We start from the raw sequence: 17512 nt of genomic DNA on the forward strand, positions 1-17512 counted from the left end.
CTTTTTTGATCTCTCATATTCGTTAAGCGGTATACTTATCTAAGTGATTAAAAAGGAAATGCTGTGAGAAGTTCCCTTGTAAGAAGCTCCCTTGTTGCTGCGTCGCTTGTACTACCGACAACCTTACTCAGTGGATGCAACGACTGGTTTAACCCAGAGAAAGCGGTATTCGAAAAATACAATCAACGCCTAGCCAACGTGTTAGATACGTCGGAGTCGGAGTTAGAAGCCTCTCCTGCTGTCACTATTCCTGATAAAAGAGAACTGTTTCAAGAGCTCCCTCGTCTATCACTTGGCTTACTCGAAAGCTACCAACTGCGTCAATGTGGTTTGTTTAACTTACTAGCAGAAAAAAACTCTCAACTGGGTAAAGTTCAAGACGCCTTTTACGACTTTGATTATCAAACCAACCTGCTGAGAACATTGAATGGCTGCTTGAGTGATTACCCATTGAGCGATGAAGAAAATACAAAGCTGAACGGTTTGTACGACCAGAAGTGGCACCATCTAACAGTGCATCTCGACAATATGTTGCTGACTAGCGATGCCATGCGCAAACAGCTAACAGGATCTGAATGGTTACCATTGGAAAGCAAAGACCAAGTTGCACACGTACGAGATGCTTTCCTTGCTTTGGATGAAATGTACCAAACACCGTATCGTACCCTTTCTCGATTACCCGATGTGACCATCGCGAACTACCAAGAAGAGATCGAAAAAACACGTCTCGTTGGTCGACTCTATTACACTTTGATCGATGCGACTCATTGGTTAGAACAAACCACTCACATGCTCGAAGCAAACCAAGACAAAATCATTTGTGGCGCCAACCGTGATTCCACGCAATTTCGTTACTTGAGAAACGTCTTCCAAACAATTTATGTTGCAGAGGTTCAACCTTATATGGCGTACGTCGATAGTACCTATCAGCAGCTCGATGGGGGGCTTTCCCTTGTTGAAAAGAGAATGCAAGCTCATGGTGCAAACTATGGAATCGAAAAAGCACACGATCAGTTTCGTGAGGAAACAATGAAGCATGTGCAATTTTGGAAAAATCTATTTAAACGTTGTGGTGTGAAAATCGGAAATAGTTAGCTCAAGCCGTTTATACGCCGCTATTTAGATTTATTGTGAAGCCCGCTCTCTTAAAAATCGGGCAAATCTCGGTTTGCCATTGTGGGTAAAACCGTTGTAGCGAAATGTAATGGTAGATCCTATTCGAGGAGGAGACTTTCGAACGTCATCGGTAAAGCCGCTACCAATGTAAAACTCGGTGCCGTCTGCCAACCTAACCAACAAGGCGCCCATCATACCCAATAAACGACCAGTTCCCGGTTTGTAGCCCAATACTAAGGCCTCTGCATCTTCATAACGCTTAAGTTTGAGTAAATCACTGCCTCTTCCTGCCTGATAACGGCTTGATACCTTTCGCAACATCACACCTTCGCCGTCAGATTGCGAAATTCGGTCCAATTGCGTGAACAAATGTTTCTCATCTTGAATTGCACGATGCTCAACGTATTTAATATGAGGTGCGTCAATCGTAAACACCAGATCTTGAATGTTGTAGTAGCGCTTTTGATAATCACCCGCAGAATACGGCATATCGAAAACCATAAAATCGATTCGTCGCCATGCGCCTTCTACTGGCGTTTTATCCAATACCGTTTGTTGAACAAGATGGAAATTTCCTCGACCAGCCCATAACTCGCCATCCAAAGGGTAATCTGGCAATACCTTGGTAAACCACTCTGGCGCGTAAATGCGGTTGCCGTTGCGTGTAACGAGATGTTGACCGGTCCAATACGCTCGAATCCCATCCAGTTTCTCGCTATACCAATACTGAGAGACATCGATACCATCTTGGTATGATTCAGCTAAAGAGACAGGTGGAAGTAAATTAGGGTCAGCTTGTGGCTGAGCAGAAGCAATTACAGCGAGGGCAATCAATGTCATTCTTAATGGCATATGGGGACCTTGTACAAAAAAGCATCTCCATTGAACCGTAAGTCGATCAATTCACCTACTCAACATTTTGCATTCTACGATCTACAGCAACACTCATAAGCAAGCAAATGCAAACAAGCACATAAAGTTCAGATCGAAATAGCATTTATAAATTCTTCGATCTGTATGCGTTTTTGATTCTCAAAATGAAATCGCCTTAATTCTCAATATAAAAACCAAGAACTTGCATAAGTAACTGTATGTTTTTATGAACTTTTATTCTTGGCATGTTCCGTGCTCTATACCAAGCAGACAGTTTGTTAACGGAGAATGCACTATGGAACTGCGAAAATTGGAAACCGACCAAAACACATTGACCATCGAATTTTTTGGTGATTTAGACGCAAAAGGCTGTCGTCAAGCTCAGCATCATATTGATGAGGTAATTCACAGCGATGATCACAAGGAAGTCGAAATCAACCTCAAACACGTCCAATTTCTTGATTCCTCAGGGATTGGTGCCATTGTTTATTTATATAAGCGCCTAGTTGAACGTGAACGCAGTATGATAATCGAAAACGTATCGGGACAACCGTTAGAGATAATGAGCCTGTTACGTATCAATCATGCGATTCCCGTCAATTCAAAAGGCCACTAAAAACACCGGTTAATACGGAGGTTGGCATGGTGAATCTAATACGACAAAGTGTAATGAGCGGTCTCGTTGTCGGCGTTGTTGGTTGCTCAGCGTTTAGCTACCCCGATCATGGTCAGGGCGGCATGGCGGAAAGTTACCAAGATATTTCTATCGAGAATTATCAGTTTTCACCGGTTATGCCTGATGAGCCTCTTGGCCCAGAGCATGGGCTTCGCTTCGATTGGCAACTCACAAAACTTCATTTAGATGCCTTAATTGATGAAGGCGCAAGATGGTGTTTCCCTGCTGCTGTAGTGCAAGCATTAGAAAAGCAAAATCGAATCGCAAGAGAACTCGAGGGCGGGCTTTTACTTGATGCTGCAAACGATATTGTGATTCAGCGTCGTCGATTGAGCCAACTAGAACAACAACTTGATTACGTGCTCTCTCAAACCACTTGCTCGCCGCCGCAAGACATTGAAGCTCTGCGCAGCGACTTGAACATCGTCGCTGACGTCTATGACCTGCTCAATATCGATAATCAGTTCGCCGTCGATTCTGCCGAAATCAATCCAAAGTACATGGGACACCTTGCGGAAGCGGCTTACATCTTACGAGAGCACCCGTCTCTCTCCTTGGTGGTAACGGGTCATGCCGACGTTACTGGCGAACCGGAATACAACCAAAAGCTCGCGCAAGAACGTGCAGAACAAGTAAAACGATACCTCAATGTCTTCGGTATCACCTCTGACCGCGTGCAAACAAAATCCGTGGGTGAAAAGCTCCCACTCTACGAAGGACAAACACCAGCGGTTCGCTTGACCAACCGTCGAGTAAGCATTGAAGTACTCAACTCAAATTCTGACAGCACAACAGAAATGGGAGACACGCTATGAGCATCCTCAAATCGATTGTCGCCCTTTTGTTACTTTGCATGATCAACATAAATGCGAGTTGGGCTGCGGAAGACGATGTCGTTAAAGTCGGTGATTTAGTCCAAATCAACCTTCCAGGAGAAGCCTCACTAAACAAAGGCTTCCAAGTCGATAAACGAGGTCGCATCAGCCTACCGGAAATCGGACCTGTATTTGTAGCTGGATATAATGAAAAGCAACTTCAAGATGTGATTATCGAAAACCTGAAATCCGTTTATCGAGACGTGAACAACGCGCGCGTTTTCATCAAGCAGCAGCAACTACTCATATCCGTTCAAGGCTATGTGGTCAAACCCGGAGAATACACTTTACAAGCCGGCTCTAACATTCAAATGTTCCTATACGAAGCCGGTGGACTCCGTGCTGGTGCGCAGCTGGATAAAATCATCGTCAAGCGCGGTAACAAGAACATCGAATTCGATTACAAACGCTTCCTTGATACTGGTGATGACACCCAACTGCCGACGCTTGAATCTCTGGATGTTCTCTTCGTCCCTGCCTCTCCTCTCGTTGGTAACATAGAGCAAGAATTTGACGCTGCTAAACTGGCCAACTCTGGCGACAGTGCAGATGAAACGAAAGCTATCAAAGTGTTTGGTGAGGTGAACGCACCCGGCTCATTCACATACAAGCCAAACACAACACTCGTCGACGTTGTGATGCGAGCGGGTGGTGTTACGCGCTTCGCGAGTGTCGAACAAATCCGTGTGATCACCAACAATACACCAGTGATTTTTAACCTAAAGCGCTACCTAGACTCAGGTGATTCCAACTTACTACCAGACATCTTACCAGGGGCAACCATCTTTGTGCCTAAGCAAGAGGAAGAGATAAAAGCGGGTGCCAATGTTGTTTATGTTATGGGTGAAGTCGCAAACCCTGGAGCATTTGAAGGCAAAAAAGGCCCGAGCTTTATGGACATTCTCGCCAACGCTGGCGGCCCTACTCGTTTTGCTGAATCCCGCCAAATCCGTGTGATTAAAGCGAACGGACAAGTGATCAAATTCGACCTTACGGCACACACAGAGGGGCTCACTTCTGCGAGACCGCCTGCAATATCCTCAGGAGACGCTATTTTCGTCCCTGAGAAAACCGATATGAATGAAAAATCATGGTTGAAAGTCGCACCAAGCCGAGCTGTTGCAGTGATGGGGGAAGTGGTTCGTCCAGGTCGAATCGAATGGTCCAATGAAATGGATTTGATTGACCTACTCGCCCATGTTGGCGGCCCAACTCGCCGCGCAGACACCAGCAAAATAGAAGTGGCGAATAACGGTAAGATGACTCAGTTTGATTTGGACAAGTACATCCTACAAGGTTCACCAACCTCTAAGTTACCGAGCGTATCTGCAGGAACCGTGGTTCGAATTCATGCCCTGCCAGATGATCCAACAGACAACAAATCACAATGGGTTAGCCAAAGTTCAGATGCGTCTATTTATGTTTTTGGACAAATCAACTCTCCAGGCCGCTACCGTTTTACCAACGAGATGCACTTTCTCGACATTCTTTCTGCGGCTGACGGCCCAACGAAAGATGCCGATATTCATAATATTCGAGTAACGCACCGTGGTCTTGGTTACGCTAAAGTCAGCAAATTAAACCTATCGATGTATTTTGAAACTGGTGATGAAAACATCTTGCCGGATGTTCGCCCGGGCGACACCATCTACATCCCTGAGAAGAATAAGAACTGGCTTGACCGCTCAAAAGAATCGACCGTACGAGTGTTGGGCGAAGTGAGAGACCCAGGTCGTTACGTATTTAATGACAATATGACAATCCTTGACCTATTGGCAGAAGCCGGAGGACCAAGTGATAACGCTTACGTAGAAAAAATTAGCGTGGTCAACATGTCTTGTTGCCAAGGCCAAGCTCGTACATTCGATCTAACCGAGTTTAGTAAAACCGCTAACATTTATGACCTTCCGGTTATCCGCGCGGGCGACACTATCTATATTCCACACAAAGATGAGAGTTTTGCAGAGAAAGCACGGGCTGGCTTACGTGACCTTTTGCAAATCACGACCACCATTGTGTTAATAGGAGCGCTGTAATGACTATTCCTGCGACTCATGCTGAAATCGAACAAATCTACTTACAGGGCGAATTAAAAGGCCATCGCTCCCTATGTATCGTCGCTTGTCAATCCGAAGACGGCGTGACATCCGTGGCTTCCGCTTTGGCCGAGCGTTTGATTCTTGCAGGGCATAACACGCTTTACGTGGATTTGAACTTGTTCAAGCCTGCATACAATACGGTGCATCAATTTCCTGAGCAAGACGGCATCGGACAGCTCATCGCAAGAGAAGAAGATCATCAGACCTTATTCGGCTTAACGGCCCCATCGATGGCCAGCACGCAACTCGCTTATCGCGATCCAACCATGCTTAAAAAAATCATTGAGACTTGGTTAAACCAATATGATCGTGTCGTTATCGACACCTCACCGTTATTGAGCTTAAATCGTAATAACATCCCCGCTCAAGTAGTTGCAGGCGTCTGTGATGCGAGCATATTAGTCGCCAGTTACGGTTCGACCACAGCTACACAAATTGACCAAGCAAAAAAACTATTAGAGAACAGTAACGCCAACCTACTTGGGGCGGTATTAAACATGAAGCACAATGCAGGCTTAAAAGACGAATTGATTCGTCAGGTAAAAAAGCTGCGCTTTTTGTCAGATAAGTTAAAAGCAAAAATATCGCAACAGATTAAAGACAGCGAATTATTTACCTTATAGGGAGCGTATCCAATGAACAATCACACAGATGTGGCCGTAGAGCCTGAATTGGTCGATGAATTGATTCTTCAACAAATGATCAAAGATACGTGCGCTGAGATAATGCCCACACTCATTGAGCACTACATCGAGGAGTCTCGCGAACGGGTAGAAAAGATCAAACAAGCATTAGAAACCTGCAATATCAACACCCTAGAGTTTGAGGTGCACACTCTAGGCAGCTCCGCACTTGCTCTAGGGAACCGTACCCTTTCTCGACATGCGAGAACCATTGAGAAACACTGCGTGGAAGGTGAAACTCAACAAGCCCTACTCCTATGCCAATCATTGCCGCAACTCGCCGAAAATTCCTTTATTGCCTTGAATCAGAGAAAGGAGCAAGGATTTGAAGATTAAAGTCTATACCTAGGTAACTTCAACACGCTTGGGTATATATTGATTTATTTAATTAGCTAAAAAATAAAGAATTTTCTGCAAGACTCCCAACCTGTGCTAATACTTAAATATAACGATTCTCAAAATGAGAATAGAAAAGAAGCTATCTGCTTGAGAGTACGACAACTATTCATTCTCGCGAACTGACTCACAAGCTGACAAAGCAACGTTAGAACCAATACAGTGTCAGTACTGATTAAAGGTTTAAACGGAAAACGAATAAAAGTTGGGAAAGGACTATGAGACCAAGGGTGTTATTGGTAGAGGACTCTACCTCGCTAGCCATACTATACAAACAGTATGTCAAGGACGAACCTTACGACATCTTTCACGTAGAAACTGGGCGTGAGGCCATCCAATTCATTGAGAGAAGTAAACCGCAACTCATCATTCTCGATTTAAAATTACCCGATATGTCCGGGGAAGACGTTCTTGATTGGATCAATGAGAATGAAATTCCAACTTCAGTCATCATTGCAACCGCACATGGCAGCGTAGACATTGCGGTAGGTTTAATTCAAAAAGGTGCGGAAGACTTTCTTGAAAAGCCCATCAACGCTGACCGACTCAAGACCTCTGTTGCACTTCACCTTAAACGTGCCAAGTTAGAAAACTTAGTAGAAAACATTCAATCTACCTTCGACCGACACAATTACCATGGATTCATCGGTTCTAGTTTGCCAATGCAAGCCGTCTACAAAACCATTGATGCTGTCGCTCCAACCTCTGCTAGTGTATTTATCGTTGGTGAGAGTGGTACTGGTAAAGAAGTCTGTGCCGAAGCAATCCATCGTCAAAGTGATCGTCGTGACAAACCCTTTATTGCCATCAACTGTGGTGCGATTCCACGAGATTTAATGGAAAGCGAAATTTTTGGTCACGTTAAAGGCGCATTTACTGGTGCGACAACAGATAGGAAAGGTGCAGCAACCGTTGCTCATGGTGGAACCCTCTTCCTGGATGAACTGTGTGAGATGGAATTGGAAATGCAGAAAAAGCTGCTCCGTTTTCTACAAACAGGCACTTACACGCCACTTGGCGCGACCAAAGAAATGAAAGTGGATGTTCGCATCATCTGTGCGACAAACCGCGACCCACTTACGGAAGTCGAAGAAGGCCGCTTCCGCGAAGATTTATACTATCGCGTCCATGTTGTACCTATTGATATGCCGCCACTCAGAGAGCGAGGTAGTGACATTGTCACTCTTGCTAAGCATTTTCTGACCACCTACTCCAAGCAGGACAAAAAGAAGTTCAACAATATCGATAATGAAGCACAGTACGTGATCAAACATTACGACTGGCCGGGGAATGTTCGTCAATTGCAAAACATCATCCGTAACATCGTGGTGTTAAACAATGAAGACAAAGTCACCGTCGCGCATCTACCCGCGCAGCTAACTCGCAAGCCATCAAAAGCACGTGTAATTACGCAGCCCGTAGAACCCGCACCGACCACCGTCGCTAAGCCTTCTCCAATACAGCCCGTTGAACATATCGCTACCGATATGCTGCCTCAAGAACCGGTAACCAGACCCGAACCGATACCAATGAGTGCTTCTGCACAAGTCGCGTCGCCGTACTTTAATACGGACGGCACCATTCGACCGATGTGGAAGGTGGAACGGGAAGCAATTCAAAATGCGATAGCCTACTGCGATGGTAACGTACTCAACGCCGCGGTAATGTTAGAGCTGAGTCCATCTACTGTTTATCGTAAAAAACAAGCGTGGGAAGCGGATGAGGCTAATCTCGAACAATCGTGAGATACCTGTCGCTGGCGAGGTTTGGATTTTACTCGACAGCCGCATTTTTGGTGGCATAGAAAGTCACGTTCTTGAGCTTGCCAAAGGATTACAAGCATTTCATGTCCACGTTAGAGTGGTATTGGTGGTTGAGTACAACCCACCAGCATCGCTTGTTTCTAGGTTGGCCGATTCCGATGTTCCCGTAAGCTACTTACACCAACTTAGCCCCAAGAATAATGACACACATTCTGTCATTGCGGTAAAACTGCTTACCATTGCGGTTGCAGAGCATCAACCAAGCGTTATCCACACTCACGGCTACAAAGCGAGCTTACTTGCGCGCAGCGCCGAACTGTTTACACGAACCTTCCCTCGTCTTATTTCTACCTACCATGCCGGAGAAACACCAACGGGAAAAGTGTGGTTTTACGATTGGCTTGATCGTTATAGCGGTCGTTTGTCCGATCATTGTTTTGCGGTTAGCCAAAGTATTCAAAATAAACTGCCGATAAAAACCGAGCTATTGAACAACTTTGTTTCACTTCCTGCACAAAACAGCAGCTACAAAGAAATCGCATTCGTTGGTCGATTGAGCCATGAAAAAGGCGCGGATCGCTTTATCGACATCGCGAGGCATTTTCCTGATCGTCAGTTTTCTATTTACGGCGACGGTCCTGAAGGAAAAGACCTTGCCCAACAAGCGCCCGGTAATGTTGTGTTTCATGGGCATCAACACAACATGAACGCGGTATGGAACAATATTGGCGTATTGATTATCTCTTCTCGGTATGAAGGCCTCCCAATGGCGGCATTAGAAGCGATGTCGAGAGGAATTGTGGTATTCAGCCTAAATGTCGGCCGATTATCTGATCTTATTGAAGATGGCAGTAATGGATTTATTGCGCCAGATATTCTCAATTTGATAGACAAGCTCAACCATTGGATAACCATGAGCACCTATACCCAATCGCTTATTCGCAAAAAGGCCATTAAGACCATCTCGGAGCAGTATTCTTCACAAAGTATCATTCCTATTTTGATTGAACGTTATCAAATTGAAAATCAAACTTGATGCATATGCATTCTCATAATGAAAAACTTGCTTCCCCCTACCTACTCTTAAATATCTTTACTCCATTAAATCAGTAACTTAAACAAATGATAAGGTTTGGCATCTCGGTTGCAGTATCCCAGTAAACAAAAGGGCAAACCGAGGTGACGACGATGGCTACTCCAAAACGCATTCTATATGTTCATTATGGCGACAACTGGCTTCGCCACAACGAAGTTGTATTACTTGATCTTTTGTCGCGCATTGATCGTGAGCAGTTCTTGCCTTATGTCTGGACGAACTGTGAGCCTTTAATTGAAAAATGCCGAGAGATGGGGATTGAAACTCAATATTCTCCCTTCAAGTTAGTCGGAGGCTGGAGTACTCCCCGCTGGGACATCAGCGCCTGGAATCGCCTTATCAAGCAAGGCTCTGAACTCATCGAAAAGCACACTATCGATCTTGTGCATGTGAACAGTGGTGCGACCTGTCAGTGGATGTGTCTGGCGACACGAATGAACCACATACCTTTGGTTACGCAGCTGCATTGCCATTATCCCATCCGTGATCGGTTTTCACTTGACTTGCATATGTCGCCAAAGCTGATCTGTGTCAGTAAGGGAATAAGCCAAGAGCTGGCCCGCGACGGCTACCCAAAAGAAAACTTACACGTGATTCACAATGGCGTTTCGTTAAACCGAAATGAACCATCGGTTGATGTGAAGGACTACCTCGGTATCCCACAAAACGCTTTCACCTTCCTCTCCGTTGGTGCTCTGATTAAAAGTAAAGGTTTTGACCGCCTGATTCGCGCGATTCACATGCACAACTATCATCAGAATAATCCACACCTTGTGATTGTTGGAGACGGGGAAGAAAAAGCCCCCTTACAACAACTCACAGCGGATCTTGGTGTTGAAGACCGTGTGCATTTTGTCGCGGAACAGCATAACAAAGACGCATGGATGACAGGCAACGTCGACGCCTTTATCAGTGGTGCTTACGAAGAAGACTACGGCCTGGCGATTGGGCAAGCTGCGTTAGCAAAATTGCCTATCGTGGCCCCAAAAATCGGTGTTATCCCTGAATTAGTCGAACACAATCACAGTGCTCTTCTGTATTCCAATCATGGGATGGCCGGTCTGCTCAATTCTGTGCAGCGCATGCTAAATGATGCTCCGCTGCGAAATAAAATTGCTCACAATGCTTATCACTACGCGACGCAACACCTTACCGTTTCGGCTTCGGTGAGCGCGATAGAGTCAATTTATCATGCAGAGCTGGCACATGAGCCTACGGCTTCTATACCACCCACGCACAGTCTTAAACCTATGCCTCGTTGGCTAAAACACAATTGAGGATAGGGTCATGAAATACGTACTGATGTTGGACACTATCCCGTTGCAAAGCGGTTCAAAAACAGCAAATGCTGAACTCTTAAAACAGTGCGATCAGCGAGATGTCGTCGGTTATGTCGCAACGACTCACCCAGAGCACTGGAATCGGTTACTGAAAGATGACGAACGTATTCAAGTCGTTAAAGTTCGTCGCTCGCCGATTATTTCTCAGCATGGCCTGGCTTATTGGTTAATGAATGGGTTTTACCTTTTCCAATTGTTGTTCATCTTGTGCAGATTACCCAAAATTGATTGGCTACTCGGCCTTTCTAATCCCAACAACGATATGCCTTTGTATCTATTGCGCTTATTGAACCGTAAACCAATCGTTCAAATCATCAGCCAATCGGTTGGTAAATCACGATCTGCAGGTTATTGCGTCACAAAAGCAACCAGTATCTATTACTTGGCAAGTTGTCGCGAATCCATAATCCACGCATTGCAAGCGTATCTCAACCAACCCATTGCTGCAGTTAAACGCTACTGGGCAGACCTAAATACCTCATCATTCGTTAACGGTCTCTCTTCAGAGCGTTGGCCAAAGCAAGCGAATCCTATGTCCTCTCGCGTGTTTTGGGCAGCGACTCTCCTAAAACGCAAAAACGTCGACTTGCTCTTAGACGCCATTCAATTGGAAAACGGCACAAACTTCAAAGCAACCGTGTGTTATATCCAACCCAACTTAATTGATGATGAATGCTTAACCCCTGATTTAACTGCAAAAGGCGTCGATTGGTACGAGTCACCAGCAAACCTTGATGACCTAAGAACACAATGTGGTGTGTTTGTTGCAACAGCAGAGAATGAGCCGTTTGGTCTTGCAATTTTGGAATCATTAGCCGCAGGAATGTGTGTGGTAATTCCACATGATGACAGTTACTGGGATCGAATCCTTACTGACGGAAAAAATTGCATCAAATACACACCCAACGACGCGGCCTCGCTGCACAACGCGATTCGCTTACTCAATGAGTCTCCATGGTTAAAGGTAACGATGGGAATCGAAGCACTCAATGTCGCTCAACTTTATACGGCTGAACGTTGTTACTTCCCAATCACTCAGCATTTGTGCTCAGGCCCAGAACAACAAAATGAATCCAGCGCGAAAAAGCGCAACAACGTCAAAGGATATGACCATGTCTAGAGCAATGACCAACATGTCACTCTTTGCGATTGCACTGGTGATCAACAAGAGCATTAGCTTAATCATGCTACCAATACTTCCGCAATATTTGACACCGGAACAAATCGGTAAAATGGAAATCATCGCGTCTGTTGGTATTGTGATTGCTTTAATCATTAGCCTAGCGTTGCATGAAGCCCTAAATCGCTTCGCTGGCGTGGAAGACGACCCGCAGAAAAGGAAGTCACTGCTAGACCAAATTTACTCTCTTTCATTGCTTATCTCTGTTCCTATCGCTTTGGTCTTGGCTACGATCATCATTGTTATGCCCGTACCAGAACCTTTTACTAAGACTGAATGGATGGTTACCTTAGTTGCCATTGCTTTCGAGGGCGCGATTGCGATAGGGACAGCGTGGCTAAGACTACAAGACGACAAGGCGAAAACCTTGTTGTATGTGATGGTGACGACCACGGCACTTCAAGCGGCGTTCATTATCATCGCGCTTCAATTTAGCCAAACGGTGCTGTCCGTCTTACTTGGTGGTCTGCTCGCTGCTGCGGCACAATTAATTTGGTTACACTTCATCAATCGCTATCAGTTGGTTCTTCCGAGTTTTATTTCGACAAAACAATTCTTTAAATACTGCTATCCCATTATGTGCTCGGGCTTAATCATGTTTTGTTTAAATGGTGCAGAACGTTGGTTTATTGGGGCAAATGCATCGTTAGCAACGCTCGGGGTTTACACAATCGCATTTAAATTCGCAATTGGTATGTGTTTTTTGGCACAACCTTTTGCCATGTGGTGGTCGCCAAGACGGTTTTCGATTTTAGAGAAAAAGGGCGCCAACGAAGCGACGCGAATCACCCACCTAGGTATGATTTATCTTACATTTCTAGTCGTAGTCGTAGGCTCATTAGCCGTAATCATCATCAACAATTTCTTGCCTGTGGCGTATCGAGAAGCGTCGCTTTATGTTCTGTTTCTTTTACCGATAGCCTTACTTAAAGAATGGAGCGACTTACTATGTATTAGTATCCTATACAAAAGGAAGACCCACTGGTTAATGGGCATTAATGTAATACCGGCCGCAATTGGTCTTGCGATGTTGTTCAGCTTATCAGCACTAGGGATCTTCGGTGTGTTTATCGCTCTTTATTATGCTCAGCTTTGTCGACTGGCGTTGACCTTTAGCATTGGTCAACAATGCATGAAGCTCCCTTTCCACCTGAGCTTAATGGTAATACTACATATCCTTGCTGGCGCGTCGTTATTCTTGATTCATTCAGCCGGTTCTGCCCCACTTATCATGCTCGTATGTTTCACAAGTTGCGTGCTCATCGCGACCATAGCGTTTCGTTACTTTGATGCACAAACCAAAAGTAACGTGCACCACTTTTGGCTCAAGTGGCGCGGCCAAATGAAGAGAACACCGCTATGATCAGCGCTGAATTGAGAATGAAGCAGTCCATCATTGCGATCACGCTCACGACGTGTATCGCGCTATTATGGTTGGTGATGCCAAATCCAATTCTGATTCTCGTACTTTGTTTCGCACCATTGGCTATCTTGTTTGTTCTCAACCAAACCTTCTGGTTCGTGACTCTGTTTGTGATTTTTTCTTTCTTTCGGATTCACGAAACTTTTCCGGTGATTTACAACTTCAAAATTCCTTTGCTGCTTTCGCTTGGGGCTCTTATGGCCTTGTCATTTCATTTATTGATCAGCCGTCAAATAATTGCGTTTTGGCACCCTTGCTTGAAATGGTTATCCATTTTTTGGGTTCTGGTGACATTAGGCGTAGCATTCGCTTCAAACCGCCCTGTTGCGATTGATGAATTCAACAGTGTTTATTGGAAGATCATCGTAATGACGCTAGCGATAACCTGGCTCATCACCACACCAAAACAAGTTGCTCAAATGTCGAAAGCCATCATGCTAGCAGGACTATTGGTTGGCTTAACCGCCCTGTCTAACGCGAGTAATGGTATAGGATTGGTCGAAGGCTCACGCGTGACCATCAGCCGCGACTTAGGTTCGGTACTTGGTGACCCAAATGATTTATCTTTAGTACTGATGTTCCCACTTGCATTTACTGTTAGCCAATTGCTAGAGAAAAGAGCCAGCTTTGTTCTTCGCTTGTTTGCATTGATCACCTGTGTCGTGTTGTTCTTCGCGATATTAGAAACACAAAGCCGAGGAGGCCTACTTGGTGCGCTTTCTGTCTTTGCGTACTTCGCGTTTAAACACATCAAAAGCAAAGCGTTAGTTATCTCTCTTGGGTTGGTTGGGGCGCTCGTTCTTTATGCCGTTGCAGGGATTTCTGGCCGCTCGTCTGGCGGTGCCGCGGAAGAAGGGATAGACGAGTCCGCAATGGGACGGATTTATGCTTGGGAAGCCGCAATAAAAATGGCGATAGAAAACCCATTAACGGGCATCGGGATAGACAACTTCTACAATAACTACTTCTTCTACAGTTCTCATTGGGATGGACTCAATCACGCCGTACACAGCACGTGGTTTGGTGTGTTAGCTGAAACTGGATTTGTTGGTTTATTCGTGTTTATCGCGCTGATTGTGTCTTTAATTCGAACTTCTCGTGAGACCATCCAGATGCTCACCCCTACTAGTGACCATACGTTGTCTATTGGAGCAAACGCCGTCTTGGGTGGTCTTATCGGTACGATTGTTTCCGGTACTTTTTTAACTCAAGGGTTTACTTGGCCAATATACATCCTAGCCGCGCTGACTATTGTGATACATCGTATCGTTCAATCTGATTGTCAAAATGCGAAAGCGTCATAGCCCTTTCCCTCGTTAAGTTCAACCATCTGTTTTTATTAAATTATTTCCTTGGCACGCAATGTGATAAGTCTACTTATTAGAACAATCATAAAGTTGGCTCAAAGGAGAAAATGATGACGGACATCGTAGTGTTTGGCGAAGACTTTGGCGGATTGCCTTCTTCCACTCAACATATCATTAAACATCTGACAGACAATCACCGCATCCTGTGGGTTAATTCCATCGGTTTAAGGCAGCCGAGGTTGGTGACAAAAGATGTAAAGCGCATCGTTAACAAACTCACACGCTCTTTTGATGAACATACACAGAACAATACAACGTTCAATCAAGACTGCCACATGAGCGCCAGTATTCAAACGATTAACCTACTCACCATCCCTGCACCGCGGACTCAATGGGCAAGGAAGGCGGCTTCGAGCATGATGCAACATCAACTGAAGCGAAAGCTAAAAGAGCTTGGCTTTGAAAAACCGGTACTCTGGACGTCTCTGCCGACTGCCGTTGATGTGTGTAAGAGTATGGATAACTCTGGCATCGTTTATTATTGTGGCGACGATTTTGGTGCACTCGCCGGCGTCGATCATCAAACGGTCTTGGAACACGAAGAGGATTTGATTGATTGCTGCGACCTCATTTTGGCCGCGAGTGAAAAACTGGCGGCTAAATTCCCACAAGACAAAACTGTCACCCTCCCTCACGGCGTGGATTTCACCTTATTCTCAACTCCCTCAGTCAAAGCTAACGACTTGCCAGATAATGGCAGAAAAATACTTGGCTTTTACGGCAGTTTATCCGAATGGTTAGACTACGCATTGATTGAACAAGTGGCGGTTCAAGCACCCGATTGGGATCTCGTTTTCATTGGCCCAAACGAACTGCCCCACAACCCGCTCCCACAACGAACTAATATCCACTACCTTGGACCTAGAGCACATCAACAGTTGCCAAGCTACTCACAGCACTGGGATGCGAGTTGGTTACCTTTCGTCGACAATGCTCAGATTAAAGCGTGTAATCCACTCAAGCTTTTGGAGTATTTAGCAACCGGCACACCTGTTATCAGCACCACTTTCCCAGCGCTCATGCCTTACAAACAGATGTTGCATGTTGCAGCGGGTGCCGAGGATGTATGCGCCAGCTTAAATCATTTACTGCCTCCTCCAATTGGTACTATGGCTTTGATCGAAAAACAAAGCTGGGCATCGAGAGCCTTTCAAGTTGAACAACTCGTGAGGTCACTATGAGCGATTTAAGAGAAAACCTATCTGTATTACTTCACGGGGCCTGGCGTCGACGTTACCTGATCGTGGTCCCTATGCTAGTGCTGCCCGTCCTTGGTTTTATTGTCAGCAAGATTTTGCCTACAAGTTACGTTGCGCATACCAGCATGCTGGTACAGGAAACCGCCAAAATGAATCCGTTTCTTGAAGATCTGGCCGTTTCTACTCAACTGAAAGACCGTATCAACGCGTTGAGTACATTATTAAAGAGCCGACACGTGCTCTTCTCCGTCGCTCAAGAACAAGGGTTGATAAACGATGAGATGGATCTAAAAGAACAAGAGTTCATTATTAAAGATCTCGCCAGTCGACTCTCCGTCAACCAGTTGGGTAAAGATTTCATTCAAATTGAACTTACCAACAAGACACCAGATGGCATGGAAGCGATGCTCACGTCAGTCAGTAATCATTTTGTCGAACAATTGCTTGCACCAGAGCGCTCCTCTATTAAAGATTCCAGTCATTTCCTGACGATTCATATCGATAAGAGACGCACAGAGCTTGATGTAGCAGAACAAGCATTTGCTGAATACAAAAATACTTACGCCGACGCAACACCCGAGATGCAGGCGCAAAGTTTGTCGCGACTCGCCAGCCTCAAGCAATCCTTGGCAGAGAAGGAAGCAGAGCTAGCCGGAGTAAAACGCAGCTTGGGTAGTTTGGACCAACAACTTTCTAAAACAAACCCAGTTATCGGTAAGATTGAAGAACAGATCATAGAAATACGAAGCGAGTTGACGCTGCTTCGTGCTAAATACACCGAAGCACACAGTCTGGTCCAAGGTAAAGTCCGAGAACTCAATCGACTTGAGCAAGAACGTACCGTACTGATTAATTCTAAACAACCGGAAATGAACAGCAATCAGCTTTGGGATATTGCCAGCACGGCAACGGTCAGCAACCTCGGCGACGCACAACCCTTGCTTGTCTCTCAACTCCATCAACTGCAAATCATGCGAGGTCGATACGAGTCGCTAGAAGAAGAAACCGATAGTCTCTACAGCATGATTCAAGATCTGGAAAACAACGCCAACCGGTTTGGTAGTACCGCGACTGAGATAAACAGGCTGGCACGAGACGTCGCAGTCAAACGCGAATTATACGATGATTTGGTTGAGCGTTATGAAATGGCTCAATTGACGGGTTCTCTCGGAGTGTTCGAAGAAAACAAACGGGTAAAAATCATTGATGAACCCTACACGCCAACCCTACCTTCTAATCTACCCAGTATTGTTTTTGTCCTTCTGGGGCTCATTGGCGGTACGGGATTAGGAATTGGCATCGCAACTCTTATCGAGCTGGCTGACAACTCTATCCGTTCACGTAAGGCATTAGAAAATCACTTAGGCGTCGCTGTCATCACCACGATTCCAAAGGTGACATTTTAGCTCTTCACTGACGGCCCCCT

General features: G+C 45.4%; 15 protein-coding genes. 14 read left to right on the forward strand and 1 reads right to left on the reverse strand.

Annotated elements, in window-relative coordinates:
* Positions 1 to 63 precede the first annotated feature (63 nt).
* On the forward strand, positions 64 to 1095 hold the full coding sequence (locus ATB76_RS04800) for a DUF3080 domain-containing protein (RefSeq protein WP_061034777.1): 1032 nt from the start codon (positions 64 to 66) through the stop codon (positions 1093 to 1095).
* A 30-nt stretch (positions 1096 to 1125) separates the two neighbouring features.
* Here the strand turns inward: ATB76_RS04800 and ATB76_RS04805 are convergent, their stop codons facing one another.
* Positions 1126 to 1968 carry a DNA ligase gene (locus ATB76_RS04805; protein WP_038872688.1) on the reverse strand — a complete coding sequence of 281 codons (843 nt, stop codon included), beginning with the start codon at positions 1966 to 1968 and terminating at the stop codon, positions 1126 to 1128.
* 316 nt (positions 1969 to 2284) lie between these two features.
* Between ATB76_RS04805 and ATB76_RS04810 the strand changes: the two genes are divergently transcribed.
* From ATB76_RS04810 to ATB76_RS04870, 13 genes are all read left to right on the forward strand, one after another.
* The gene (locus ATB76_RS04810; RefSeq protein ID WP_038872685.1) at positions 2285 to 2605 is read left to right on the forward strand and encodes an STAS domain-containing protein; all 321 of its coding nucleotides are present in this window, start codon (positions 2285 to 2287) and stop codon (positions 2603 to 2605) included.
* Between the two features lie 26 nt (positions 2606 to 2631).
* Entirely contained in the window at positions 2632 to 3480 is an 849-nt protein-coding gene (locus ATB76_RS04815) for an OmpA family protein (RefSeq protein ID WP_039977309.1), read from the forward strand.
* Positions 3477 to 5576 (forward strand): SLBB domain-containing protein, encoded by a 2100-nt coding sequence (locus ATB76_RS04820; RefSeq protein ID WP_061034778.1) that lies wholly within the window; start codon positions 3477 to 3479, stop codon positions 5574 to 5576. Before ATB76_RS04815 ends, ATB76_RS04820 begins: the two co-directional genes overlap by 4 nt.
* Entirely contained in the window at positions 5576 to 6262 is a 687-nt protein-coding gene (locus ATB76_RS04825) for a CpsD/CapB family tyrosine-protein kinase (protein ID WP_061034779.1), read from the forward strand. Before ATB76_RS04820 ends, ATB76_RS04825 begins: the two co-directional genes overlap by 1 nt.
* A gap of 12 nt (positions 6263 to 6274) precedes the next feature.
* Positions 6275 to 6658 (forward strand): Hpt domain-containing protein, encoded by a 384-nt coding sequence (locus ATB76_RS04830; protein ID WP_038874991.1) that lies wholly within the window; start codon positions 6275 to 6277, stop codon positions 6656 to 6658.
* 278 nt (positions 6659 to 6936) lie between these two features.
* Complete coding sequence (locus ATB76_RS04835) at positions 6937 to 8463, forward strand: sigma-54 dependent transcriptional regulator (protein ID WP_038872671.1); 1527 nt, start codon at positions 6937 to 6939, stop codon at positions 8461 to 8463.
* On the forward strand, positions 8438 to 9517 hold the full coding sequence (locus ATB76_RS04840; RefSeq protein ID WP_061034780.1) for a glycosyltransferase family 4 protein: 1080 nt from the start codon (positions 8438 to 8440) through the stop codon (positions 9515 to 9517). Before ATB76_RS04835 ends, ATB76_RS04840 begins: the two co-directional genes overlap by 26 nt.
* A gap of 152 nt (positions 9518 to 9669) precedes the next feature.
* A complete protein-coding gene (locus ATB76_RS04845) occupies positions 9670 to 10854 on the forward strand; it encodes a glycosyltransferase (protein ID WP_061034781.1) in 1185 nt (394 codons plus the stop codon).
* Between the two features lie 10 nt (positions 10855 to 10864).
* Positions 10865 to 12037: a glycosyltransferase family 4 protein gene (locus ATB76_RS04850; protein ID WP_061034782.1), complete on the forward strand. Its 1173-nt coding sequence runs from the start codon at positions 10865 to 10867 to the stop codon at positions 12035 to 12037.
* On the forward strand, positions 12030 to 13460 hold the full coding sequence (locus tag ATB76_RS04855) for an oligosaccharide flippase family protein (protein ID WP_061034783.1): 1431 nt from the start codon (positions 12030 to 12032) through the stop codon (positions 13458 to 13460). Before ATB76_RS04850 ends, ATB76_RS04855 begins: the two co-directional genes overlap by 8 nt.
* Complete coding sequence (locus ATB76_RS04860) at positions 13457 to 14824, forward strand: O-antigen ligase family protein (RefSeq protein WP_038872656.1); 1368 nt, start codon at positions 13457 to 13459, stop codon at positions 14822 to 14824. The genes ATB76_RS04855 and ATB76_RS04860 overlap by 4 nt, the downstream gene beginning before the upstream one ends.
* A gap of 113 nt (positions 14825 to 14937) precedes the next feature.
* Positions 14938 to 16068 carry a glycosyltransferase gene (locus ATB76_RS04865; protein ID WP_061034784.1) on the forward strand — a complete coding sequence of 377 codons (1131 nt, stop codon included), beginning with the start codon at positions 14938 to 14940 and terminating at the stop codon, positions 16066 to 16068.
* Positions 16065 to 17492 carry a GNVR domain-containing protein gene (locus ATB76_RS04870; protein ID WP_061034785.1) on the forward strand — a complete coding sequence of 476 codons (1428 nt, stop codon included), beginning with the start codon at positions 16065 to 16067 and terminating at the stop codon, positions 17490 to 17492. Before ATB76_RS04865 ends, ATB76_RS04870 begins: the two co-directional genes overlap by 4 nt.
* Positions 17493 to 17512: the final 20 nt, after the last annotated feature.

Origin of the sequence: Vibrio sp. MOR3, assembly GCF_001557775.1 — a bacterium.
Classification (GTDB): domain Bacteria; phylum Pseudomonadota; class Gammaproteobacteria; order Enterobacterales; family Vibrionaceae; genus Vibrio; species Vibrio jasicida.